General features: G+C 62.2%; 19 protein-coding genes. 12 read left to right on the top strand and 7 right to left on the bottom strand.

Annotated elements, in window-relative coordinates; translation table 11 throughout:
- Window positions 1–72 precede the first annotated feature (72 nt).
- Window positions 73–282, top strand: a complete 210-nt coding sequence (locus tag AC1ECN_RS29240) for a cold-shock protein (protein ID WP_003545273.1) — start codon at window positions 73–75, stop codon at window positions 280–282.
- 177 nt (window positions 283–459) lie between these two features.
- Here AC1ECN_RS29240 and AC1ECN_RS29235 read toward each other — a convergent pair whose 3' ends face one another.
- The gene (locus AC1ECN_RS29235) at window positions 460–960 is read right to left on the bottom strand and encodes a MarR family winged helix-turn-helix transcriptional regulator (protein ID WP_130671908.1); all 501 of its coding nucleotides are present in this window, start codon (window positions 958–960) and stop codon (window positions 460–462) included.
- A 58-nt stretch (window positions 961–1,018) separates the two neighbouring features.
- Between AC1ECN_RS29235 and AC1ECN_RS29230 the strand changes: the two genes are divergently transcribed.
- Window positions 1,019–1,423 (top strand): GFA family protein, encoded by a 405-nt coding sequence (locus tag AC1ECN_RS29230; RefSeq protein WP_130671909.1) that lies wholly within the window; start codon window positions 1,019–1,021, stop codon window positions 1,421–1,423.
- Between the two features lie 93 nt (window positions 1,424–1,516).
- Window positions 1,517–1,960 carry a YybH family protein gene (locus AC1ECN_RS29225; protein WP_130671910.1) on the top strand — a complete coding sequence of 148 codons (444 nt, stop codon included), beginning with the start codon at window positions 1,517–1,519 and terminating at the stop codon, window positions 1,958–1,960.
- 6 nt (window positions 1,961–1,966) lie between these two features.
- On the opposite strand, the gene AC1ECN_RS29220 is transcribed toward AC1ECN_RS29225, so the two are convergent.
- Window positions 1,967–3,169, bottom strand: a complete 1,203-nt coding sequence (locus AC1ECN_RS29220) for an MFS transporter (protein ID WP_477954908.1) — start codon at window positions 3,167–3,169, stop codon at window positions 1,967–1,969.
- Between the two features lie 137 nt (window positions 3,170–3,306).
- On the opposite strand from AC1ECN_RS29220, the gene AC1ECN_RS29215 reads away from it, so the two are divergent.
- Complete coding sequence (locus AC1ECN_RS29215) at window positions 3,307–3,864, top strand: TetR/AcrR family transcriptional regulator (RefSeq protein ID WP_130671912.1); 558 nt, start codon at window positions 3,307–3,309, stop codon at window positions 3,862–3,864.
- Between the two features lie 25 nt (window positions 3,865–3,889).
- Here AC1ECN_RS29215 and AC1ECN_RS29210 read toward each other — a convergent pair whose 3' ends face one another.
- Window positions 3,890–7,414 carry a PAS domain-containing hybrid sensor histidine kinase/response regulator gene (locus AC1ECN_RS29210; RefSeq protein ID WP_477954906.1) on the bottom strand — a complete coding sequence of 1,175 codons (3,525 nt, stop codon included), beginning with the start codon at window positions 7,412–7,414 and terminating at the stop codon, window positions 3,890–3,892.
- Between the two features lie 206 nt (window positions 7,415–7,620).
- Here AC1ECN_RS29210 and mscL point away from each other — a divergent pair, with 206 nt between their 5' ends.
- The 5 genes from mscL to AC1ECN_RS29185 all read left to right on the top strand — a co-directional run bounded on the left by mscL (window position 7,621) and on the right by AC1ECN_RS29185 (window position 13,833).
- A complete protein-coding gene (gene mscL, locus AC1ECN_RS29205) occupies window positions 7,621–8,058 on the top strand; it encodes a large conductance mechanosensitive channel protein MscL (RefSeq protein WP_018072471.1) in 438 nt (145 codons plus the stop codon).
- A 111-nt stretch (window positions 8,059–8,169) separates the two neighbouring features.
- The gene (locus AC1ECN_RS29200) at window positions 8,170–9,336 is read left to right on the top strand and encodes a pyridoxal phosphate-dependent aminotransferase (protein ID WP_130671914.1); all 1,167 of its coding nucleotides are present in this window, start codon (window positions 8,170–8,172) and stop codon (window positions 9,334–9,336) included.
- Window positions 9,337–9,556: 220 nt separating this feature from the next.
- Window positions 9,557–10,591 carry a UDP-glucose 4-epimerase GalE gene (gene galE / locus AC1ECN_RS29195; RefSeq protein ID WP_075224277.1) on the top strand — a complete coding sequence of 345 codons (1,035 nt, stop codon included), beginning with the start codon at window positions 9,557–9,559 and terminating at the stop codon, window positions 10,589–10,591.
- 146 nt (window positions 10,592–10,737) lie between these two features.
- Window positions 10,738–12,699 (top strand): putative bifunctional diguanylate cyclase/phosphodiesterase, encoded by a 1,962-nt coding sequence (locus tag AC1ECN_RS29190; protein WP_130671915.1) that lies wholly within the window; start codon window positions 10,738–10,740, stop codon window positions 12,697–12,699.
- Window positions 12,700–12,768: 69 nt separating this feature from the next.
- The gene (locus AC1ECN_RS29185; RefSeq protein ID WP_130671916.1) at window positions 12,769–13,833 is read left to right on the top strand and encodes an enoyl-CoA hydratase/isomerase family protein; all 1,065 of its coding nucleotides are present in this window, start codon (window positions 12,769–12,771) and stop codon (window positions 13,831–13,833) included.
- An 11-nt stretch (window positions 13,834–13,844) separates the two neighbouring features.
- On the opposite strand, the gene AC1ECN_RS29180 is transcribed toward AC1ECN_RS29185, so the two are convergent.
- Together AC1ECN_RS29180 and AC1ECN_RS29175 are read right to left on the bottom strand one after the other, a co-directional pair.
- Window positions 13,845–15,902, bottom strand: a complete 2,058-nt coding sequence (locus tag AC1ECN_RS29180; protein WP_130671917.1) for an ATP-dependent helicase — start codon at window positions 15,900–15,902, stop codon at window positions 13,845–13,847.
- A 107-nt stretch (window positions 15,903–16,009) separates the two neighbouring features.
- Window positions 16,010–16,276, bottom strand: a complete 267-nt coding sequence (locus tag AC1ECN_RS29175) for a hypothetical protein (protein ID WP_130671918.1) — start codon at window positions 16,274–16,276, stop codon at window positions 16,010–16,012.
- A gap of 177 nt (window positions 16,277–16,453) precedes the next feature.
- Here AC1ECN_RS29175 and AC1ECN_RS29170 point away from each other — a divergent pair, with 177 nt between their 5' ends.
- Together AC1ECN_RS29170 and AC1ECN_RS29165 are read left to right on the top strand one after the other, a co-directional pair.
- On the top strand, window positions 16,454–16,714 hold the full coding sequence (locus AC1ECN_RS29170; RefSeq protein ID WP_027689560.1) for a BON domain-containing protein: 261 nt from the start codon (window positions 16,454–16,456) through the stop codon (window positions 16,712–16,714).
- A 157-nt stretch (window positions 16,715–16,871) separates the two neighbouring features.
- On the top strand, window positions 16,872–17,135 hold the full coding sequence (locus tag AC1ECN_RS29165) for a hypothetical protein (RefSeq protein WP_024320995.1): 264 nt from the start codon (window positions 16,872–16,874) through the stop codon (window positions 17,133–17,135).
- 236 nt (window positions 17,136–17,371) lie between these two features.
- Here AC1ECN_RS29165 and AC1ECN_RS29160 read toward each other — a convergent pair whose 3' ends face one another.
- Entirely contained in the window at window positions 17,372–17,614 is a 243-nt protein-coding gene (locus AC1ECN_RS29160) for a DUF982 domain-containing protein (RefSeq protein WP_017990228.1), read from the bottom strand.
- A gap of 310 nt (window positions 17,615–17,924) precedes the next feature.
- Here AC1ECN_RS29160 and AC1ECN_RS29155 point away from each other — a divergent pair, with 310 nt between their 5' ends.
- Entirely contained in the window at window positions 17,925–18,314 is a 390-nt protein-coding gene (locus AC1ECN_RS29155) for a hypothetical protein (protein WP_397460641.1), read from the top strand.
- A 103-nt stretch (window positions 18,315–18,417) separates the two neighbouring features.
- Here the strand turns inward: AC1ECN_RS29155 and AC1ECN_RS29150 are convergent.
- Window positions 18,418–18,903 (bottom strand): transposase (locus tag AC1ECN_RS29150; protein ID WP_477954901.1); only part of this gene is annotated, 486 nt, incomplete at its 5' end.

Here is an 18,903-nt window from a genome sequence, read left to right as displayed (position 1 = left end):
ATCGGTTTTCATCGCCGCTTGGCATTTTTCCGAGCTGCAATCTTCTATGAACGATTCGAAAAGGATATCGTCATGAGCACAGGTACCGTAAAGTGGTTCAACGCAACCAAGGGCTTCGGCTTCATTCAGCCGGATGACGGCGCAGCCGACGTTTTCGTCCACATCTCCGCCGTTGAACGCGCTGGCATGCGCGATCTCAAGGATGGCCAGAAGCTGTCTTACGAGCTCGTCCGCGACAACAAGTCCGGCAAGATGTCGGCAGACCGCCTCCAGGCGGCCTGAGCCTTCAAGGCTCTAAATATCATCTCCGGATCGTGACCACGGATGTACTGGCACGGTTCGTTGAGATAGCAGGGAAGGTCGGGTTACCCCGGCCTTTTTTTGTGTCTGGTCGGTTGATGCTGTGCTCTATCCGCTCGCCCGCAGGAATGTTTGCCGCATCATCGGAAGCATGAATACTCAACTTCCTGGCACCTCGCCACCCTCCAGCCTGTCCATGACTCGCGCCATCACCGCACGTGCGGCATCGAGTTCCGCTGACGTGAACGCGGCGCCCAGTCCGTCGGCCCACCCGGCTTGCGCGATCTCGATGACACCGAGCCGCGCCGCCCCTTCTGCGGTCAGTCGCACCAGCTTGGCGCGCTGGTGCTGCGGGTTGTCGGCATAGGCGATCAGCCCTTCGCTCTCCAGCACGTCGGCGAGCCGCTGCACGCCTTGGCGGGCGAGGCCGAGTGTGCGGGCGATCTGCGCCACTGACATGCCGCCGCGTCGTGCCGCCGCCAGCACCTGCCAGCGCGCGCTCGTCTGTCCTGCCGGCTTTGCCAGCTGGTCGCCTGCCGCCGTCAGATGGCCGGCGAGGCGAAGGGCGGTGATCGCGAAAGCGGAAAAGGCATCCCCCTCCATTGTTCGCTCCGGTCGATTTTGTTTGACAACATGTTGTCGATTTTGTATCTCATCCATAATGACAACATATTGTCATATCAGGATAGCGAACGCAACGCCGAAGGAGGAGAGCGCCGTGAAGAAAACCTACAGAGGAAGCTGCCATTGCGGCAAAGTGCACTACGAGGTGGACATGGACCTCGAGGAGGGCACCGGCCGCTGCAATTGCTCGATCTGCGCCAAGCGGCGCTATTGGGGCGCCAACGTCAAGCCGGAGGATTTCCGGCTGATGTGCGACCAGGCGGAAACGTCCGACTATCAGTTCAACACCATGAGCGGTCATCATCGCTTCTGCCGTACTTGCGGTGTGCCGGCCTATGGTGACGGTTATGTCGAAGCGATCGGCGGGGCTTATGTCTCGATCAACATCGCCTGCCTCGACGATATCACGCCCGAGGAACTGGCAGCACTGCCCGTCCGTTATGCCGATGGCAGGCACGATGCCTGGTGGAACGAACCGGCGGTGACGAGTTATCTCTGACGCAATTCCAAAAGTGCGCAGCGGTTCTATCGCTGATGTCGGATCGTCGTCCTCCCCTTCGTCCTCTGTCCATAACGGAGAAGGAGAACGATCGTGAAAGACGAAGAGAACGCCAGGATTGAGGAAGAGGCGATCATCGCCATGCTGATGATGCGCGCCAAGGCGCTGGGCGAAAAAAACGCCAAGGACGCGCTTTCCTACGAGACCGAGGATTCCGTCGAGTTTTCGCTGGCGCCGCCGCTTGTCTACTACGGCAAGGACGAGGCAGGCCTGCAGGCCTGGTTCGATACCTGGGAAGGCCCGATCGGCGGCGATGTGCGCGATGCCAGGCTGACGGTTGGCGAAGATGTCGCTTTCTGGAGCGGCCTCATGCGCATGACAGGGACCAAGACCGATGGCGCTGCGGTCGATCTCTGGTTCCGCCAAACCCTCGGCCTCGTCAAGCAGGATGGCCGCTGGCTGGTTGCCCATCAGCACGCCTCGGTGCCCTTCGCCATGGACGGCAGCGGCCGGGCGCTGCTCGATCTCAAACCGTAAAGACTGTCAGGCAGCGCTCCCCGCGACCTTCCGCCGGTCGGCGCGAATGCTCCTCAGTCCGACGCCCATCAAAAGCAGGATCGCCGTCGCATAGATATCCGTCGTCAGCGCGTAACCGGCCGATTTCGCCAGGAACCCGGCCAGGATCGCCGGCAGGCTGAAGGCGAGGTAGCTCTGGACGTAGAAGGCCGACAGCAGCCCGGCTCGCTCGTCCGGTTTGGCGAGCGGCATGATTGTGCCGATCGAACCGAGGAAATTGGTGCCGAAACCGGCGCCGGTGAAAATCGTGCCGATCAGCAGCAGCGGCACATTGGCGAGATGCACGCCGGCAACGACCGTCAGGATGCCGAGCGTCTTGGCCGATACGCCGAAAGCGAGATTGGCCGAGGCCGTCTTGCTGCGCCTGAGATAGACGGCGATCGCTCCGCTCACCATCAATGCGGTGACGACGGCCCCGCCCGTCAGCGGCGCCCGACTGCCGGTCGTGGTGGCGACCAAGGACGGGACCAGCGAGAGATAGAAGCCGGCAAGCGTCCAGTTGGCGATGTTGATCGGTGTCACCAGCGAGAGCGGTCGCTTCACCTGCGGCGGAACGGTGACCCGCGGGATCAGCGAGCCGAGTGCGCCCGGCCGCGTGCCGCCGGTCTCGTGCGTCAGCCAGATGGCCGCTGCCTGCAGCGTGAAGGCGACGAGCAGCAGCGCATAGATCAGATGCATCGGGAAGGGGCCGTATTGGATCAAGGCGCTGGTGCCGACCGCGCCCACCGCCATGCCGGAAAGCGGTGCGATCGAGTTGACGATCTGTCCCTTTGCCCGGTCGACATCGACGAGCGCCGCTCCGAGCGAGGCGCCGGCGATTCCCGTTGCCAGCCCCTGCACGATCCGTGCTGCGATCAGCCAGCCGGGACCGCTTGCGACGACGAAGAGCGCCATGGCGACGATTTCGAGCACAAGGGCGAAGAAGATTACCGGCTTGCGGCCGAGGTGGTCGGAGATTGAGCCAGCGGTCAGCAGCGCCGCCAGCAGCGCGAAGGCGTAGACCGCGAAAATCACCGTGATCAGCACCGGCGAGACGGAGAAGTTTTCCTGATAGATCCGGTAGAGCGGCGTCGGCGCCGCGGAGGCGCCGAAGAAGGTGGCGAGCGTCAGCGCATGAAGGCCGATCGAGGCGCGCGGCGAATTCTCGGTGGATTTGGCTGCGACGAACATATATAAGCTCCTTAAAGCTAAGCCGTTGCGTTAGCTTATGTAGAGCAGGCATTTCGTAAAAGCAAATTCTTTGCGTTAATAGGTCTGTCAAAGATTTTGAACCATCGGCATCAAGGAGAGAAAGTCGGGTTGCCCGCATGACAGTGAAAGAGAATCTCCGTCCGGGCGGCAGAAGCGCCCGGGTTCAGGCATCGGTGCACAAGGCGGTCCGTGAGCTGATGGCCGAGATGAGCCGCGCCGACGTGACGATCCCCCTGATCGCCGGCAAGGCGGGGGTGACGCCATCGACCATCTATCGCCGCTGGGGCGACCTGCAGGAGCTTTTCGCCGATGTCGCCGTCGATCGGCTGCGCCCGGATATGCAGCCGGTCGATGCCGGCAGTGGCAAGGCCGATCTCGAAGCCTGGGCCGAGCAATATGCCGAGGAAATGTCCTCCGGGCCGGGCCGCGAGATGATCCACGACGTGCTGGCGGCGCAGGCGGGCGCAAATGCCTGCAAATGCGCTGAATTTACCCGCCAGCAGATCGGCGTCATCGCCGAGAGGGCAAAGGCCCGCGGCGAGGTCTTTCCGGATGTTGACCGCGTCATGGACCAGGTCGTGGCGCCGATCATGTACCGCATCCTGTTCGGTGACGTGCCGGATGCAGCGCGCGTGCGCGATCTGGTCGCCCGTGTCATGGGCGCGACGGACTGAGCGGATCTCTTACTCCGCTACTCCGCTACTCCGCGGCTGCGCGCTTGAGGCCGGAAATCTGGGTGATATAGGCGCGCAGTGCCGCCGGGCGCACCGGTTTGTGCTGAACGGTGATGCCGTATCGCTCGGCCTCGCTGCGCACCTCCGGCGTGCGGTCGGCCGTGATCAGCAAAGCGGGAATATCGGCGCCGAACTGCCGGCGCAGATGCAGGATAGCAGCAATACCGGTGCCGTCGCCGAGATGGTAATCGGCGATGACGATATCTGGGGGTCCGTCCCGACCGTCGCTTGATATCACGTCGGCGAGACAATCCAGCGCCGCCACCTCGCAGCCCCAGCCGCTGATCAAGAGCCGCATGCCCTCGAGGATCTTCAGCTCATTGTCGATGCAGAGGATTTTCAGCCCGCTCAGCGGCTGCCCCGGACGGTCGGCGGGCGTGACGGCCACTGTGGCCTCGGCCGGGCGCGAGACGTCGAGCGGCATGGCGATTCGGAATTCCGTGCCCCTGCCATGCGTCGACTGCAGCTCGACCGGATGGTTGAGCACGCGGGCGATGCGGTCGACGATCGAAAGGCCGAGCCCGAGGCCGGAGGCGGTTTTCGCGCCCTCGTCCAGCCGCGCGAATTCCTTGAACACGGTGCGGAATTTCGATGGCGGAATGCCGATGCCGGAATCGATCACCTGGATGATCACCTGGTTGCCGCGCCGCCGCGCGCCGACCAGCACCTTGCCGCTGATCGTGTATTTGATGGCGTTGGAGACGAGGTTCTGCACCAGTCGGCGCAGCAGGTTGGGGTCGGAGCGGACCCTGAGCGACGTCGGCATGACCACCAGCTTCAGCTGTTTTTCGCGGGCGATCGGCGCGAAATCGGTCTCGATACGCTTCAGCAGGTCGGAGAGCGCGACGGAGGCAAGCCGCGGCCGCATGGCGCCGGTATCGAGCCTGGAGATATCGAGCACCGCGCCGAGAATGGTCTCGACCGATTCCAGCGCGGAATCGATGTTGYGCACGATCAGGCTGTTGTCGGATTGCGCCATGCGCTCGACCAGCGCCGAGGAATAGAGCCTGGCGGCATTGAGCGGCTGCAGGATATCGTGGCCGGCGGCGGCAAAAAAGCGTGTCTTGCCGATATTCGCTTCGTCGGCAGCGGCGCGTGCCTCGCCGAGTTCATGGTTGACGCGGGTAAGCTCGGCCGTACGTTCGGCAACGCGCTGCTCCAGAGTCTCATTCGCCTGTTTCAGCGCCTGGTCGGCACTCACGCGCTGGGTGATGTCGGTGAAGGTGGCGACGATGCCCTTGTCSGGCATGGYRTTGGARCGCACYTCGATGATSCGCTCGCCGCCGCCGAGCACCAGCGAAAAGGGTTTGTCGAGCGTCAGGAAATGTCGCACCGTCTGGCTGAGATCGCCGGGCGCGATGTCGCCGCGCTGGCTGAGCGTAGTGACGATATCGGACAGGGGAAAACCGACCTGGCCGGCACTTTCTGGCAGATCCAGCAATTGCCGGAAGCGCCGGTTCCAGATCGTCAGCCGGTTGGAACTGTCGAAGACCGCAATGCCCTGGTCCATCTGCGAAAGTGCTGTCTGCAGCATGTCCTGGTTATATTGCAGTGCCTCGCTCGCCTGGTCGAGCAACCAGGCAGTATCGGAAGAGGCATCCTCGATCTTCTGCAGGATCAACGACAGCACCAGCCGGGCCGAAGACGAGCCGATGGCGCTGCCGAGCAGCTGTTCGCTGAAATGGATGAGCGCCATATCGGCCGGTTGCTCGTCCTCCAGCTTGCGGCCGGAGCTCTGTTCGTAGGTCGTCAACGAGCGCTGCATGCGCTCTTCGCCGAGATAGCGCGAGATCGCCGCCTTGAGATCGCCGACGCTGATGCGGGTCTTCCAGCCGCGCGTGGCAAATTGCGAGCGCGAATGCCGCTTGACGAAGATGCCGGCCTGGATGCGCTCCAGCGGCCTGGCGTTGCGGGTGAGCGAGCCGACAATAAAGAAGGCGGTGTTGACGAGCAGGCTCATCGCTATCGCATTGACCAGCGGATCGGCGTCGGCTGCGGTGAACAACGTCGTCCCGGGAAAGATGAAACCGAGCACGGCGCTCGCCACATAGGAATAATCGGGGCCGCCGAGCGAGGGCAGGAACAGCAGGTAGATCCAGATGACGAAACCGGAGGTAAGCCCGAGGATCGCGCCGCGCGCATTCGCTCGCCGCCAGATCAGCCCGCCGAAGAGTGCCGGGGCGATTTGCGCGATCGCGGCAAAGGAAAGAAGACCGATCGAGGCAAGGCCGGCGGTGCTGTCGGTCGAACGGTAATAGGCGTAGCCGAACAGCAGCACGGCGAAGATGGCGCTGCGGCGGATGTTCAGCAGCGTCTTGGCGAAATTGTCGCGCTGGCTGGCGCGGCCGGCGAGTTTGCGCCTGAGGAAGATCGGCATGATGATGTCGTTCGACACCATGATCGACAGCGCGACGGAATCGACGATGACCATCGCCGTTGCGGCGGAGAAACCGCCAATAAAGATGATCAGCGAAATGACGGGCATCTGGCCGGCAAGCGGAAGCGACAGCATGTAGAAATCGGCATTGCCGCTACCGCCGAAGGTCAGCAGCCCGCCGATCGCCACCGGCAGCACGAAGAGATTGATTGATATGAGATAGGTGGGAAACAGGAAGCCCGCGAGTTTCAGCTGTTTCGGGGTGCGGTTTTCGACAACCGTCACGTGGAATTGCCGCGGCAGCAGGATGATCGCAAAGGCTGACAATAGGATCAGGGTGATCCAGCGGCTGATCGGCGTGTGGTAGCTGAGCGCCGACATGACCAGCTCATTGTCGACGGTCTTGCGCCAGAGATCGGTCGGGCCATCGAAGAGAAACCAGATGACGCAGACGCCGGCCGTCAGGAAGGCGACGAGCTTGACCACCGATTCCATCGAGACGGCGAGGATGAGGCCGTCCTGATGCTCCGTCGCATCCGTATGCCGCGTGCCGAACATGATGGCGAAGCAGGCAAGCACCAGCGTTGCGACGAGCGGCAGGTCGAGGAAATAGAGGTTGCCGCTGCCGATGCCGTAATCGGACGGATTGACCATAGCGCTGACGGTGCTGGAGATCGCCTTGAGCTGCAGCGCAATATAAGGAATGGCGCCGATCAGCGAGATCAATGCGACGATCGTTGCGACCGTCGAGTTCTTGCCGTAGCGGGCGGCGACGAAATCGGCAACCGATGTGAGCTTCTCCGCCTTGGCGAGCTCGATGATACGGCGAAGCAGCGGCATGCCGAGCGTGAAGACCAGGATGGGGCCGATATAGATGCCGGCAAATTCCAGGCCCCGCTGCGCCGCAAGCCCGACGCTGCCGAAATAGGTCCAGGAGGTGCAGTAGATCGCAAGGCTCAGCGCATAGACCACCGGCCATCCGCCTTCCAGCGTGCCCGGGCCGCTTTGCCGGGTGCCCGGGCCGCGGTTCTTGCGGTCGCCATAGCTCGCCACGGCGAAAAGCAGGAGCAGATAGCCGAAGGCAGACGCGAATATGACCCAGCCTGGAAGCATTGACCCTCCGCCGGCGGAAAACCCGCCGGGACCTCCCGCAACATGGGTCAGCTTAAGTTATTTCGAGCACTTTGAGAATTCCCGCCGGTCTAGGCCTTAAGTCAAAGACCGCACGGGGTATCCCCAAATAATTACGATTGCCGATTGATTAATTGCAATGAAGATGTAGCTAATAAAAACAATTGTATCAGAGGGAGACGGATCCGATGCTCAATGAGTTCAAGGCCTTTATCGCCCGCGGCAATGTCATGGATCTTGCGGTCGGCGTTATCATCGGCGGCGCCTTCGGTGGCATCGTCAAATCTCTGGTGGATGACCTCATTATGCCGATCGTCGGCGCCATTTTCGGCGGCTTCGATTTTTCGAATTACTTCTTTCCACTGTCGTCGGCCGTCAACGCGCCGACGCTTGCCGCCGCCCGCGCCCAGGGAGCGGTCTTTGCCTATGGCAGTTTTCTCACCGTGCTCATCAACTTCCTCATTCTCGCCTGGATCATCTTCCTGATGGTCAAGGGCGTGAACACCATGCGTGCCCAGATCGAGCGCCAGGAAAAGGCGGCACCGGAAGAGCTGCCCCCGCCGCCGGCAGACGTTCAGCTGCTGACGGAAATCCGCGATCTTCTCGCCAAGCGCCCGACGGCTTGATCCCGTCCGCTGCGGCCGGGCTCAATCATCACGAAAATCGATAAGCCATCACTGGATGTCATGGGATTTGCCGGTACAAATCCGCTATGAAGGCGGAAACCGGAGATATGCATGTCGATCGTCAGCAGCCTTAGCCCGCGCGCAGTAGCGGCGCCCGAAAGCGGGATCGTCGAAGTCGTCAATTACGCCCGTGGCCGCGAGGGTCTGCTGCCGCTCTGGGTGGGCGAGGGCGATCTGGCGACGCCCGATTTCATCAGCCGGGCGGCGATGGACGCGCTTGCCGCCGGCGAGACCTTCTACACCTGGCAGCGCGGCATTCCGGAGCTTCGCCAGGCGCTGTCGGATTATTACACCAGACATTTCGGAATCCGGCTTCCGGTCGAGCATTTCTACGTCACCGGCTCCGGCATGCAGGCGATCCAGATCGCCGTGCAGGCGCTGACCTCGCCGGGTGACGAACTGGTTTACCTCTCGCCTTCCTGGCCGAACATCGCCGCCGCTCTCGAAATATCCGGTGCGCGCTCCGTTGGTGTCGAGCTGCAGTTCGAAGGTGGTAAATGGGCGGTCGATCTGAACCGCATCGAAACCGCGATCACCCCGAAGACCAAGGGCATCTTCATCAACACGCCGTCGAACCCGACCGGCTGGACCGCAACGAAGCAGGATCTTGGCGATATCCTGGCGCTCGCCCGCCGGCACGATCTCTGGATCATGGCGGATGAAATCTACGCCCGCTACTACTTTGCCGGCGGCCGCGCGCCCTCTTTCCTCAACGTGATGGAAGAGGGCGACAAGGTCATCTTCGTCAATTCCTTCTCGAAGAACTGGTCGATGACCGGCTGGCGCGTCGGCTGGATTGTAGCACCCCCTGAGATGGGCCAGGTGCTCGAAAACCTCATCCAGTATTCGACATCGGGCGTGGCGCAGTTCATGCAGAAGGGCGCCGTCGCAGCCCTTGATCACGGCGACGATTTCGTCGCTGCCAATATCGCCAAGGCGGCCCGCTCCCGCGATATCCTCTGCGATGCGCTTGTCGCCACCAACCGCGTCGAGACGCTGAAGCCGGACGGCGCGATCTACGCCTTCCTGAAGATCGACGGCGTCGCTGACAGCCGCAGGGCAGCGCTCGACATCGTCGACAAGACAGGCGTCGGCCTCGCTCCCGGAACGGCCTTCGGCCGAGGCGGCGAACTCTTCCTGCGCGCCTGCTTCCTGCGCGACCCCGCGCAGGTGGCGACCGCGGCCGGGCGTCTCTGCGATTATATCCTCAAGCTCTGAGAAGCGCTGGCCGCAAGAGATATCGTGGCGTCGGCCAAGTCGATTTTGTGCCGGAATCGCCGGATCGATAAAACTCTAGCAAAGCCCGAAATCGGCCTCTAACCACGACTCCAAACATACCCGTTCAAAGGCCTTCCAATGGCCGTTCGATAAGAAAATTGGAAAGAAAAACCGGCGCCTGATGCCCCTGCTTATAAAAACGAAAGCAGGGACGCGGGACATGGCGGTTTTGGTGACGGGCGGGGCCGGGTATATCGGCAGTCACATGGTGTGGGCGCTGCTCGATGCGGGCGAGGATGTGGTCGTGCTCGACCGTCTCTCCACGGGCTTTCGCTGGGCCGTGGCGCCGGCGGCGCGTTTCTATCTCGGCGACATTGCCGATCCCGACATATTGAAAAAGGTCTTCATCGAAAACGACATCGAGGCGATCATCCATTTCGCCGGCTCCGCCGTCGTTCCGGTCTCGGTCGCAGATCCGCTCTCCTATTACGACAACAATTCCGGCAAGACCCGGGCGCTGCTGAGCGCTTCGGTCAAGGCCGGTATCCGCAACTTCGTCTTCTCTTCGACGGCAGCCGTCTACGGTCAGCAAAAGACCGACCTGCCGGTGAAGGAGACGGCCCCTCTCAATCCGGAAAATCCTTACGGCCAGTCGAAGCTGATGACCGAATTCATGCTGCGCGATGCCGCCGCCGCCTATGATTTCAACTATGTCGCGCTTCGCTACTTCAACGTCGCCGGCGCCGACCCGCATCATCGCGCCGGCCAGTCGACTTCAGGCGCCACGCACCTCATCAAGGTCGCCTGCGAGGCAGCACTCGGCAGGCGCGACAGCGTCAATGTCTACGGCATCGATTATCCCACCCATGACGGCACCGGCGTTCGCGACTACATCCATGTCAGCGATCTCACGGATGCGCATCTGAAAGCGCTGCAGCACCTGCGCAGGGACAAGGGCTCGCTCGTTGCCAATTGCGGTTATGGCAGCGGCTATTCGGTGCTCGACGTGCTGAACATGGTCACCCGCCTGCACGGGCATTCCTTCAAGATCCACATGGCGCCGCGGCGCGCCGGCGATTCGGCAAGCGTCGTCGCCGATGCTTCGCTCGCCCGCCAGGTGCTCGACTGGAAGCCCAGATACGATTCGCTGGAAACCATCGTCCAGAGCTCGCTCGATTGGGAACTGTTCCTGTCGAACAAGAGCGTCGACGACCTGCATAGCATCCACCGGGCACTGGCCGCCGCTTCTTTCTAGAGCACGTCCAGCAAAAGTGCGCAGCGCTTCAGGCGCCTGATGCAATAGCCTGTTTATCATCCCCGCGGCTGCGGGGCCGCATGCCGTCACGTGAATAAGGAAAATCAACCTTTGTCTGGCTGGCTCTGGCCAACGGAAAAGAGACGATGAAGAACTTTCTGGCCTCATTGCAGCTGCAAAAAGACAATCCGACGCTTCTGCTGGCGCAGTTCCGGGCCCTGTCGTCGCAGATACCCATTCTCTATGTCCTGCTGATCATCAACGCCCTTGCAGTGGCGATCACCCACCTCAAATCCGCCCCCCTTTGGCTCTCGCTCTACATTCCTGTGACCTTGAGCGTCGTCTGTGTCTTCCGTCTCTGCTGGTGGGAGATCCGCGGCAAGGAAGATGTGACCGCCGAGCGGGCCTACAGGCTGATGAAGCTCACGATATCAGGGGCCGGTATCCTGACCGTCGCTTTCGGCGGCTGGGCGATTGCGCTTTACCAGTATGGCGATGCCTCCCAGCAGGGCCAGATCGCCTATTTCCTCGTTGTGACCGGCATTTCCTGCATCTTTTGCCTGATGCATCTGCCGATGGCGGCGGCGCTGACCACGGTCATCACCTTCTCGGCCATGGTCGCGACCTTCATGTTTTCGGGCAATCCCGTTTTCGTCGCGACGGCCGTCAGCGGTCTCTTCCTGATCCTGCCCTTCCTCCGGGTGATCAACAGCTATTTCCAGAATTTCGTCGGTCTCGTGCAATTGACCGAGGAACTGAAGCAGAAGCAGGCGGAAGCCGAGGAGCTGAACCTCGTCAACAGCCGCAACGCCCTGCATGACCAGCTGACCGGCCTTGCCAATCGCCGCAGCTTCTTTCTCTCGCTGGAAAAACGGCTGCAGAAGGATTCGTCTGCGCCGCCCGTCCTCGGCATTCTCGATCTCGATGGCTTCAAGCCGGTCAACGATGTCTTCGGCCATGCCGCCGGCGATCTCGTGCTCAAGGAGACGGCCCGCCGCTTCGTCGCGCTGGTCGGCGAAGAGGGCATCGTCTCCCGTCTCGGCGGTGATGAGTTCGGGATCATCTTTCCCTGCTCAATGACACGCCAGGCGATCGCCGATCTCGGCCAGGCGCTCTGTGCTGCCGTCCGCGACCCTTTCGAAATCCCCGACGGCTCGGTCCGCGTCTTCGGCTCCTGCGGCATAGTCTATCCCGATATCGGCGCATACACCGCCGAGGATCTCTACGAGAAAGCGGATTTCGCCCTCTACCAGGTCAAGAGCAAGCGCAGCAGCGGCGTCGAATTCTTCTCGGCCGACCACGAGAAGATTCTGACGCAGCGCCACCTGATCGAACTCGAACTGCAGGCGAACGATTTCGCCAAGGAATTGAAACTCGACTATCAGCCGATCGTCGAATTGAGGAGCGGCCGCGTCGTCGCTTACGAGGCGCTTGCCCGCTGGGACAGCGCCCGCTTCGGCCGCATCAGTCCGGACGCCTTCATTCCGGCTGCTGAGCGCACGGCCGTCATCGGCCGCATAACCCGCATCCTCTTCGCCAAGGCGCTCGAAGCGCTGGCGATCATTCCACGGCATCTCAGGCTGTCCTTCAATCTCTCGGCGCGCGATATCTGCGACCACGAAACCTCGATGGCGCTGCTGGCCATGATCACCCGCTCCGGCATCGATCCCAGGCGCATCGAATTCGAGATCACCGAGACGGCGCTGCTCTCCGATTTCGACACCGCCGACCAGGTGATATCAATGCTGCGCGCTGCCGGAATCTCGATCGCGCTTGATGATTTCGGCACCGGCTATTCGAGCCTCAGCCATATTCATCGTCTCGCCTTCGACAAGCTGAAGATCGACAAGTCCTTCGTGATGAATTTCGATCGTGACGCCCGTTGCATGAACATCACCCGCTCGGTCGCCAATCTCTGCCAGAATCTCGGCATCGCCTCCGTCGCCGAAGGCGTCGAAAGCGAAGAGATCGCCGAGGGATTGAAGGCGATGGGCGTACGTCTGGCGCAGGGCTATCATTTCTCGCGGCCGCTGCCGCTGGAACTTGCCATCGACTACGCCGCCCGGTGCGAAGCTGCAGCCTCCGCCCGCAATTCGCTGTCTGCCTGAGCCGACCTTAAATCGACTGGAGCGATCCGTCATCGTCGTCTATTCATGGTCGTAATAGATGAGGTGAACATGCAGGACAACGAACGGCAAGACGAAGTCATCATTGAACGGCGGGGTACCGCAGGCATCATCCGGCTCAACCGGCCGCGAGCACTGAACAGCCTGACGTTGCCGATGATCCGCACGATCACCGCGGCCCTTCACGACTTTGCCGGTGATCCCGAGGTGGCAAGCGTCGTGATGGTGGGGGAGGGCGAACGCGGCTTCTGCGCCGGCGGCGATATCCGCGCCCTGCATGAGAGCGCCCGCGCCGGCGATGGCCTGGCGGCAAGCTTCTGGCGCGAGGAATTCCGCCTCAACCATCTGATTGCCGCCTATCCCAAACCCTATGTCGCGCTGATGGACGGCATCACCATGGGCGGCGGCGTCGGCCTGTCGTCGCACGGCCGCCACCGCATCGTCACCGAGCGCACGCGGCTGGCCATGCCCGAAACCGGCATCGGCTATGTCCCGGATGTCGGCGCCACCTGGCTGCTGCCACGTGCGCCGGGTGAGGCCGGAACATGGCTCGGTCTCACAGGGCTCGATATTGGTGCGGCCGATGCGATCCACGCTGGGCTTGCCGACCGTCAGATCGCGTCGTCGCGGCTCGGCGAGGTGATCGATGCTCTCTCGGGCCTGCCGCGCGGCAGTTCATCCGGCGATGTCGATGCCGTGCTGCAGGCGCTTTCGGAGCCTCAGGGAGAAGGCCGGCTCAAGCAGAACGCGGCGATGGTCGATCGCGCATTTCGGTTCGACAGCGTCGAGGAGATCCTGGCAGCACTCGCCGAGGAGGAGGGCGAATTCGCCGTCGAGACGCGCCGGGTGCTGCTGACGCGTTCACCGACCAGCCTGAAGCTCGCTTTGCGGCTGCTGAGAGCCGGCCGCCGCAGCGCCTCGCTTGCCGAATGCCTCGGCCGTGAACTCGGCGCCTGTCTGCAGATGCTTGATAATCCCGATTTCTTCGAGGGCATCCGCGCTGCCGTCATCGACAAGGACCGCAACCCGAAATGGTCGCCGGCGTCAGTCGAGGCTGTGGAGTCCGCAAGGGTCGAGCATTTCCTGAAACCGGCCGAGCCGCCGCTTTCACTCTGAACTCTATCCAGTTATCGCCACATGCCGCGCATGCGGGCGCCGACATCGATGCGCACCTGTCGCGCCTGCGCTTGAGCGGCCTCCGATTTCCCCTGCGGCCAGCTGCAGGCTTCGAAGAACTGCAGCAGGGTCGCGGGAATGAAGCGGCTGCGTGAGGCATAGACATGCCGGTCGCCCTGTGAGTTCTGCCCATAGGTGAAGAAGCGTTGCGGCACGACGAGGTCGAGACCATCCCTGGCGCGCGTCATCGCGACATAGAGCAGCCGGCGTTCCTCCTCGATTTCGGCGGTGGTGCCGACAGCGAGATCGTTCGGGATGCAGCCGTCGACGACGTTCAGCATGAACACCTTCGTCCATTCCTGGCCCTTGGCGGAATGGATGGTGGAAAGGATGAGATAGTCCTCGTCGAGAAGCGGCACGCCCGCCTGGTCGCTGGTCGCATCCGGCGGATCGAGGGTGAGTTCGGTCAGAAAGCGCTCGCGCGAGGCGTAACCGCTGCCGATCTGCTCGAGCTGCAGCAGATCGGCCTGCCGCGTCGTTGCGTCCTCATGAAGCCGTTCCAGATGCGGCGCGTACCATTGCCGCGCCAGGCCGATTTCCGCCGGCCAGCCGGCCTTGCCCGACTTCAACTCCTGCAGCATGGCAACGAAATCAGTCCAGTCCTCGCCGGAGCGCGGCGGCGCCGGCATGGCGGCAAGAGCAGAGATCGGGCTGGCATCCTCGGCCATCAGGTCGAGCGCCTTTTGCGCCGTGGACGGCCCGACACCCGGCAGGATCTGCATCAGCCGGAAGCCCGCCACCCGGTCGCGCGGGTTCTGCGCGAAGCGAAGGACGGCCAGCATGTCCTTCACATGCGCGCTGTCGAGAAACTTCAGCCCGCCGAACTTGACGAAGGGAATATTGCGCCGGGTCAGCTCGACCTCCAGCGGCCCGCTGTGATGCGAGGTGCGGAAGAGCACGGCTTGCTGCTTGAGCGTGAGGCCTTCCTCGCGGTTATCGAGCACCATGTCGGTGATATACCGCGCCTGCTCGGCCTCGTCGCGCACCGTGACCAGGCGCGGCCGCTCGGATGATTGCCGCTCGGTCCAGAGGTTCTTGGTGAAGCGCTCCGAGGCGAGATCGATGACGGCGTTGGCGGCGGCGAGGATCGGCTGCGTCGAGCGGTAGTTGCGGTCGAGCGTGACGATATTGGCGGCCGGGCTGAAGGCGGCGGGAAAATCGAGAATATTGCGTATTGTCGCGGCACGGAAGGAATAGATCGATTGCGCGTCGTCGCCGACGACGGTCAGCCCCTGGCCCTGGGGCTTCAGCGCCAGCAGGATCGAGGCCTGCAGCCGGTTGGTGTCCTGATATTCGTCGACCAGCACATGGTCGAAGCGGCTGCCGATATCCTCGGCAATGACAGTCTCGCCGACCATCTGCGCCCAGTAGAGCAGCAGATCGTCGTAATCGAGCACATTCTGGCTCTGCTTGGCCTCGACATAGCTGGCGAAAAGTTCGCGCAGCTGTTTCTCCCACGTCGCGCACCAGGGAAAGACGTCGCGCAGCACGAGGTCGAGCGCGGTTTCCGAATTCACCGCCCTGGAATAGATGGCAAGGCAGGTGCCCTTTGTGGGAAAACGGCTTTCCGTCTTCGAGAAGCCGAGGTCGTGCCGGATCAGGTTCATCAGATCGGCGCTGTCTTCGCGGTCGTGGATGGTAAACCCTGGATCGAGACCGATCTGCTCCGCATAATCGCGCAACAGCCGCGCGCCGATGCCGTGGAAGGTGCCGGACCAGGAAAGCGCATCCGCCATGACGCCGGCATTCGCACCAAGCACATCGCGGCAGATGCGCTCGACACGCCTCGCCATCTCGGCGGCGGCCCGGCGCGAAAAGGTCATCAGCAGGATGCGGCGGGGATCGGCGCCTTTGACGATGAGATGGGCGACCCGATGCGCCAAGGTGTTCGTCTTGCCGGAGCCGGCGCCGGCAATGACCAGCAGCGGCCCGGCAATATGGCTGCCGTCGATGAGCGTGCCGTGCTCGACGGCCATGCGCTGCTGCGGATTGAGCTTTTCGAGATACATCCAGCCGTCCGGTCGGGCTCCCGCAGAATCACTGGGGAAAGATTAGATGTTCCTTGAATGTTCGCGATTGCCGTCCCTGTCAAGCGATCTGGCGCGCGAGCAACACCTCAGTCGGGGAAATCCGGACCGATCTCGCGCCGAACCAGCTTCAGGCTGCGGTCGGGCTGAAGAATATAGGTTTCCTCCACGCGCTGTCCCGCCCCGTTGTAGAACTGGTTGTAGACGGCGCTGCCGACCGGCGACTTGGTGAGCTTCGTTCGCGGCTGGCCGCCATAGGTAATGCTGCCGGGAATGGGTTCCAGCGCCTGCGTATCGGCCGCGGAGCAGCCGGCAAGCATTGCCCCGGCAAACAAGGCAGGCAAAAGCGCTTTCATCGTCATCATCCCTCTCAGACTGCCGCCAGATATGGAAGCCGCGGCGCCTTTCGCCAAGGGGTGCCCATGCCACCGCGCAAGTATCGCTGTCGAACAGGCTCTTCTTTTCCGGGGGACGCAACGAAATGCGTCGCAGCGGCGTTAACAGACATCAACCAACATCAGGAAACGTTCACGGTGCTCGGCTTTCCAGCATTCACGGGGCATGGCGAGCCCGGCCGGCAGGGCCACAGCGATGCCGCGACGCGCGCATCGGTGGAGAGCGCCCTTCATGCCGCCGCCGATGTCGAATCCGGCGAAATCACCGTCAGCATATCGGGCTCCTATGTCATCCTGGAGGGTTTCGTGCGCCGGCGGGGCGATGTCGAGCGGGCGATCGAGATCGCCGAGGGCGTCGTCGGCCGAGGCTATGTGCGTGGTCGCCTGCTGCGACGCTAATGTATGTCGCCTAAAAGTGTGCAGCGGTTTTAGGACAACGACATGCATCAAATAAAAGTCCGGTGCCGGGCTCGCGCGCATGTCTTTGCGATGCATGAAGGGAACCAAAATGCTCTCTCGCGTGTTGAAAGGCCGGACCTAAACGCTGGAGACTCTCATGCAGCTGCTTCCTCGCCTCTGGGCAACGACCTTGATAGTGGGTTGCGGTGTCTTTGCCGGCTCCGCGCATGCCTCGCTGGAAACCGGCACGAATTATTCCGCTTTGCCGAAGGACCAGATCGCCCTCAACGAATATACCGGGACCGTCGCCTGCACGCCGGCAGAGCCTCAGTATTTGCCGTCCTTCATCCGCGCATCGGATGGCACCATCATCGGTGTCGGTTATATCGAAGTGGAGAGTGAGGGCGGCGCGGACTGCTGAGGCGTCCGCTTTGCTCGGACGAGGCTCGCCTGCGTTTCCGCAGAGGTGACGAGCCTCTAACCATCATCATGATGGCTGGTCGTCTTCTATGGATGCACCTGTACCAGGCGCAACGCCTTTGCACCGAAACCCGGACGCACTTGTTGCAGGGTTAAGCTAAAATAAAAGCATTGTCCCGTTCCGGCACGCTTGCGCGCCCAGAAGGCGAAAATCGCCCGAAATTCCTTGCCGAACTGCTAATGCAGCTTCAGCTTCGCCTCTTCGGCTGCCGCCAGGAACTCGGCTCTTGCTTCTTCCACGCTCTTGCGCCCGTCGAGCGCCGCCCGGCAGGTACTGCGAGCCTTGATGTAACGAAGCCCGCGCATACTCGGCCAGAGATCCGCCAGACACTTCAGCGCATCGAACGGACCATTGACCGTTCGCGCATCGGCATCTTCGAAACCAACCTTGACCGGGCTGTTCCATCTTTCAGTTGCCATCGACGCTCCTCCACGATTTTCGACAGAAACGAAGCGCCTCTCATTCCTCCGGGGAGACGCCGCCATGATCGCCATTCTAGCGTGATTTTCACGGTCAACAATGGTGAATCGTTGGTTGCTGATGAGGCGAAATGTCAGATTGCGGGTGAGGTTGCGTGCGCACGCACGCCAAGAGGAATTTTTATCGGTCGCAAATAAGTTGTATAGCGCCGGCGCGCTGCCATCGCTACCATGTTCGGCAGGCTGAGGGCTCGACATGCGGTTAGATCGACAATTGATCCAGGCTGCTTTTCTCTGTGGAGCGCTGGCAATGCCGGCCCTCGCCGGCGGCACGGCGCCGTCTGCTGAAGACGCTTTCTTCGCGCGTCTCTCCATCGAGGCCATCCCAAGACTGCAGCGGGAATATTTACGGGCGACCCTGCCTCGGCACGGTGAAGGGACGGCGATCGACCTCACTTCCCGTTTCATGTCGGAGAATGCGCCTCGTTGGTATATCGAAGGCATTGATGATGGAGTGTCCCCGCGACCCCACGCGCCGATTCCAGGCGAAGAAATGGTGGTAACCGGAGAACTGTTCGAACTGTGGCAGTTATCCCCGTTCATACCTTATCATCTCGAAGTAAGCGAGCTTCCCGATTGCGCTGCGTGGCTATCCGGTTCATGCGGATGGCTGCCCCTCACCCTAACCCTCTCCCCGTAAAAACGGGGCGAGGGGACGTGCCCTGCGAGAGGTGAGCGGGTGACGGAGAGGTTGCGGCATATCCCCTTCGCCCCGTTTACGGGGAGAGCGACTGTCTTGTTTGTCAAGCGGTTTGCCATGGTCGTCCGTCCCTGATGATGGCGTTGAGGATGGTGAGTAGCTTGCGCATGGTTGCGACGGTGGCGACGATCTTGGGCTTGCCGGCCGCGACCAGCCTGTCGCGGAAGGCCTTGAGGTCGGGGTTGTATCGGCTGGCGACGAGGGCGGCCATGAATAGGACGGCGCGTACCTTGCCGCGGCCGCCGCCGATGAAGCTCTTGCCTTTCCATTTTCCCGACTGCCGCGTCCATGGGGCAAGACCAGCCAGCGAGGCGATCTGGCGCCGGTCGAGGCTGCCGAGCTCGGGCAGTTCGGCCAGCAGCGTGCGCGCTGTCGTCGCTCCGACACCCGGCACCGAGGTCAACAGCGCCTCGCGCACCCGCCAGACCGGCGACTTGCGGATATGGCTGTCGAGATCGGCATCGAGGCTTTCGAGCTCGCGCCGCAAGGCTGTCAGCAGGCGCTTGATGCTTTTCTGCGCCTGCTTTGC

It is taken from the genome of Rhizobium sp. 01N447_2 (assembly GCF_056399245.1).
The sequence above is the reverse complement of the archived record's forward strand: the minus strand, read 5'-3'. Positions and strand labels throughout refer to the sequence as shown.

Coding starts and splice junctions, on each gene's coding strand:
- AC1ECN_RS29200 (WP_130671914.1), top strand. CDS start 8,170: ATGTCGATCGTCAGCAGCCTTAGCCCGCGCGCAGTAGCGGCGCCCGAA.
- AC1ECN_RS29190 (WP_130671915.1), top strand. CDS start 10,738: ATGAAGAACTTTCTGGCCTCATTGCAGCTGCAAAAAGACAATCCGACG.
- AC1ECN_RS29165 (WP_024320995.1), top strand. CDS start 16,872: ATGCAGCTGCTTCCTCGCCTCTGGGCAACGACCTTGATAGTGGGTTGC.
- mscL (WP_018072471.1), top strand. CDS start 7,621: ATGCTCAATGAGTTCAAGGCCTTTATCGCCCGCGGCAATGTCATGGAT.
- AC1ECN_RS29235 (WP_130671908.1), bottom strand. CDS start 960: ATGGATGAGATACAAAATCGACAACATGTTGTCAAACAAAATCGACCG.
- AC1ECN_RS29160 (WP_017990228.1), bottom strand. CDS start 17,614: ATGGCAACTGAAAGATGGAACAGCCCGGTCAAGGTTGGTTTCGAAGAT.
- AC1ECN_RS29215 (WP_130671912.1), top strand. CDS start 3,307: ATGACAGTGAAAGAGAATCTCCGTCCGGGCGGCAGAAGCGCCCGGGTT.
- galE (WP_075224277.1), top strand. CDS start 9,557: ATGGCGGTTTTGGTGACGGGCGGGGCCGGGTATATCGGCAGTCACATG.
- AC1ECN_RS29180 (WP_130671917.1), bottom strand. CDS start 15,902: ATGTATCTCGAAAAGCTCAATCCGCAGCAGCGCATGGCCGTCGAGCAC.
- AC1ECN_RS29220 (WP_477954908.1), bottom strand. CDS start 3,169: ATGTTCGTCGCAGCCAAATCCACCGAGAATTCGCCGCGCGCCTCGATC.
- AC1ECN_RS29240 (WP_003545273.1), top strand. CDS start 73: ATGAGCACAGGTACCGTAAAGTGGTTCAACGCAACCAAGGGCTTCGGC.
- AC1ECN_RS29175 (WP_130671918.1), bottom strand. CDS start 16,276: ATGAAAGCGCTTTTGCCTGCCTTGTTTGCCGGGGCAATGCTTGCCGGC.
- AC1ECN_RS29155 (WP_397460641.1), top strand. CDS start 17,925: ATGCCGGCCCTCGCCGGCGGCACGGCGCCGTCTGCTGAAGACGCTTTC.
- AC1ECN_RS29185 (WP_130671916.1), top strand. CDS start 12,769: ATGCAGGACAACGAACGGCAAGACGAAGTCATCATTGAACGGCGGGGT.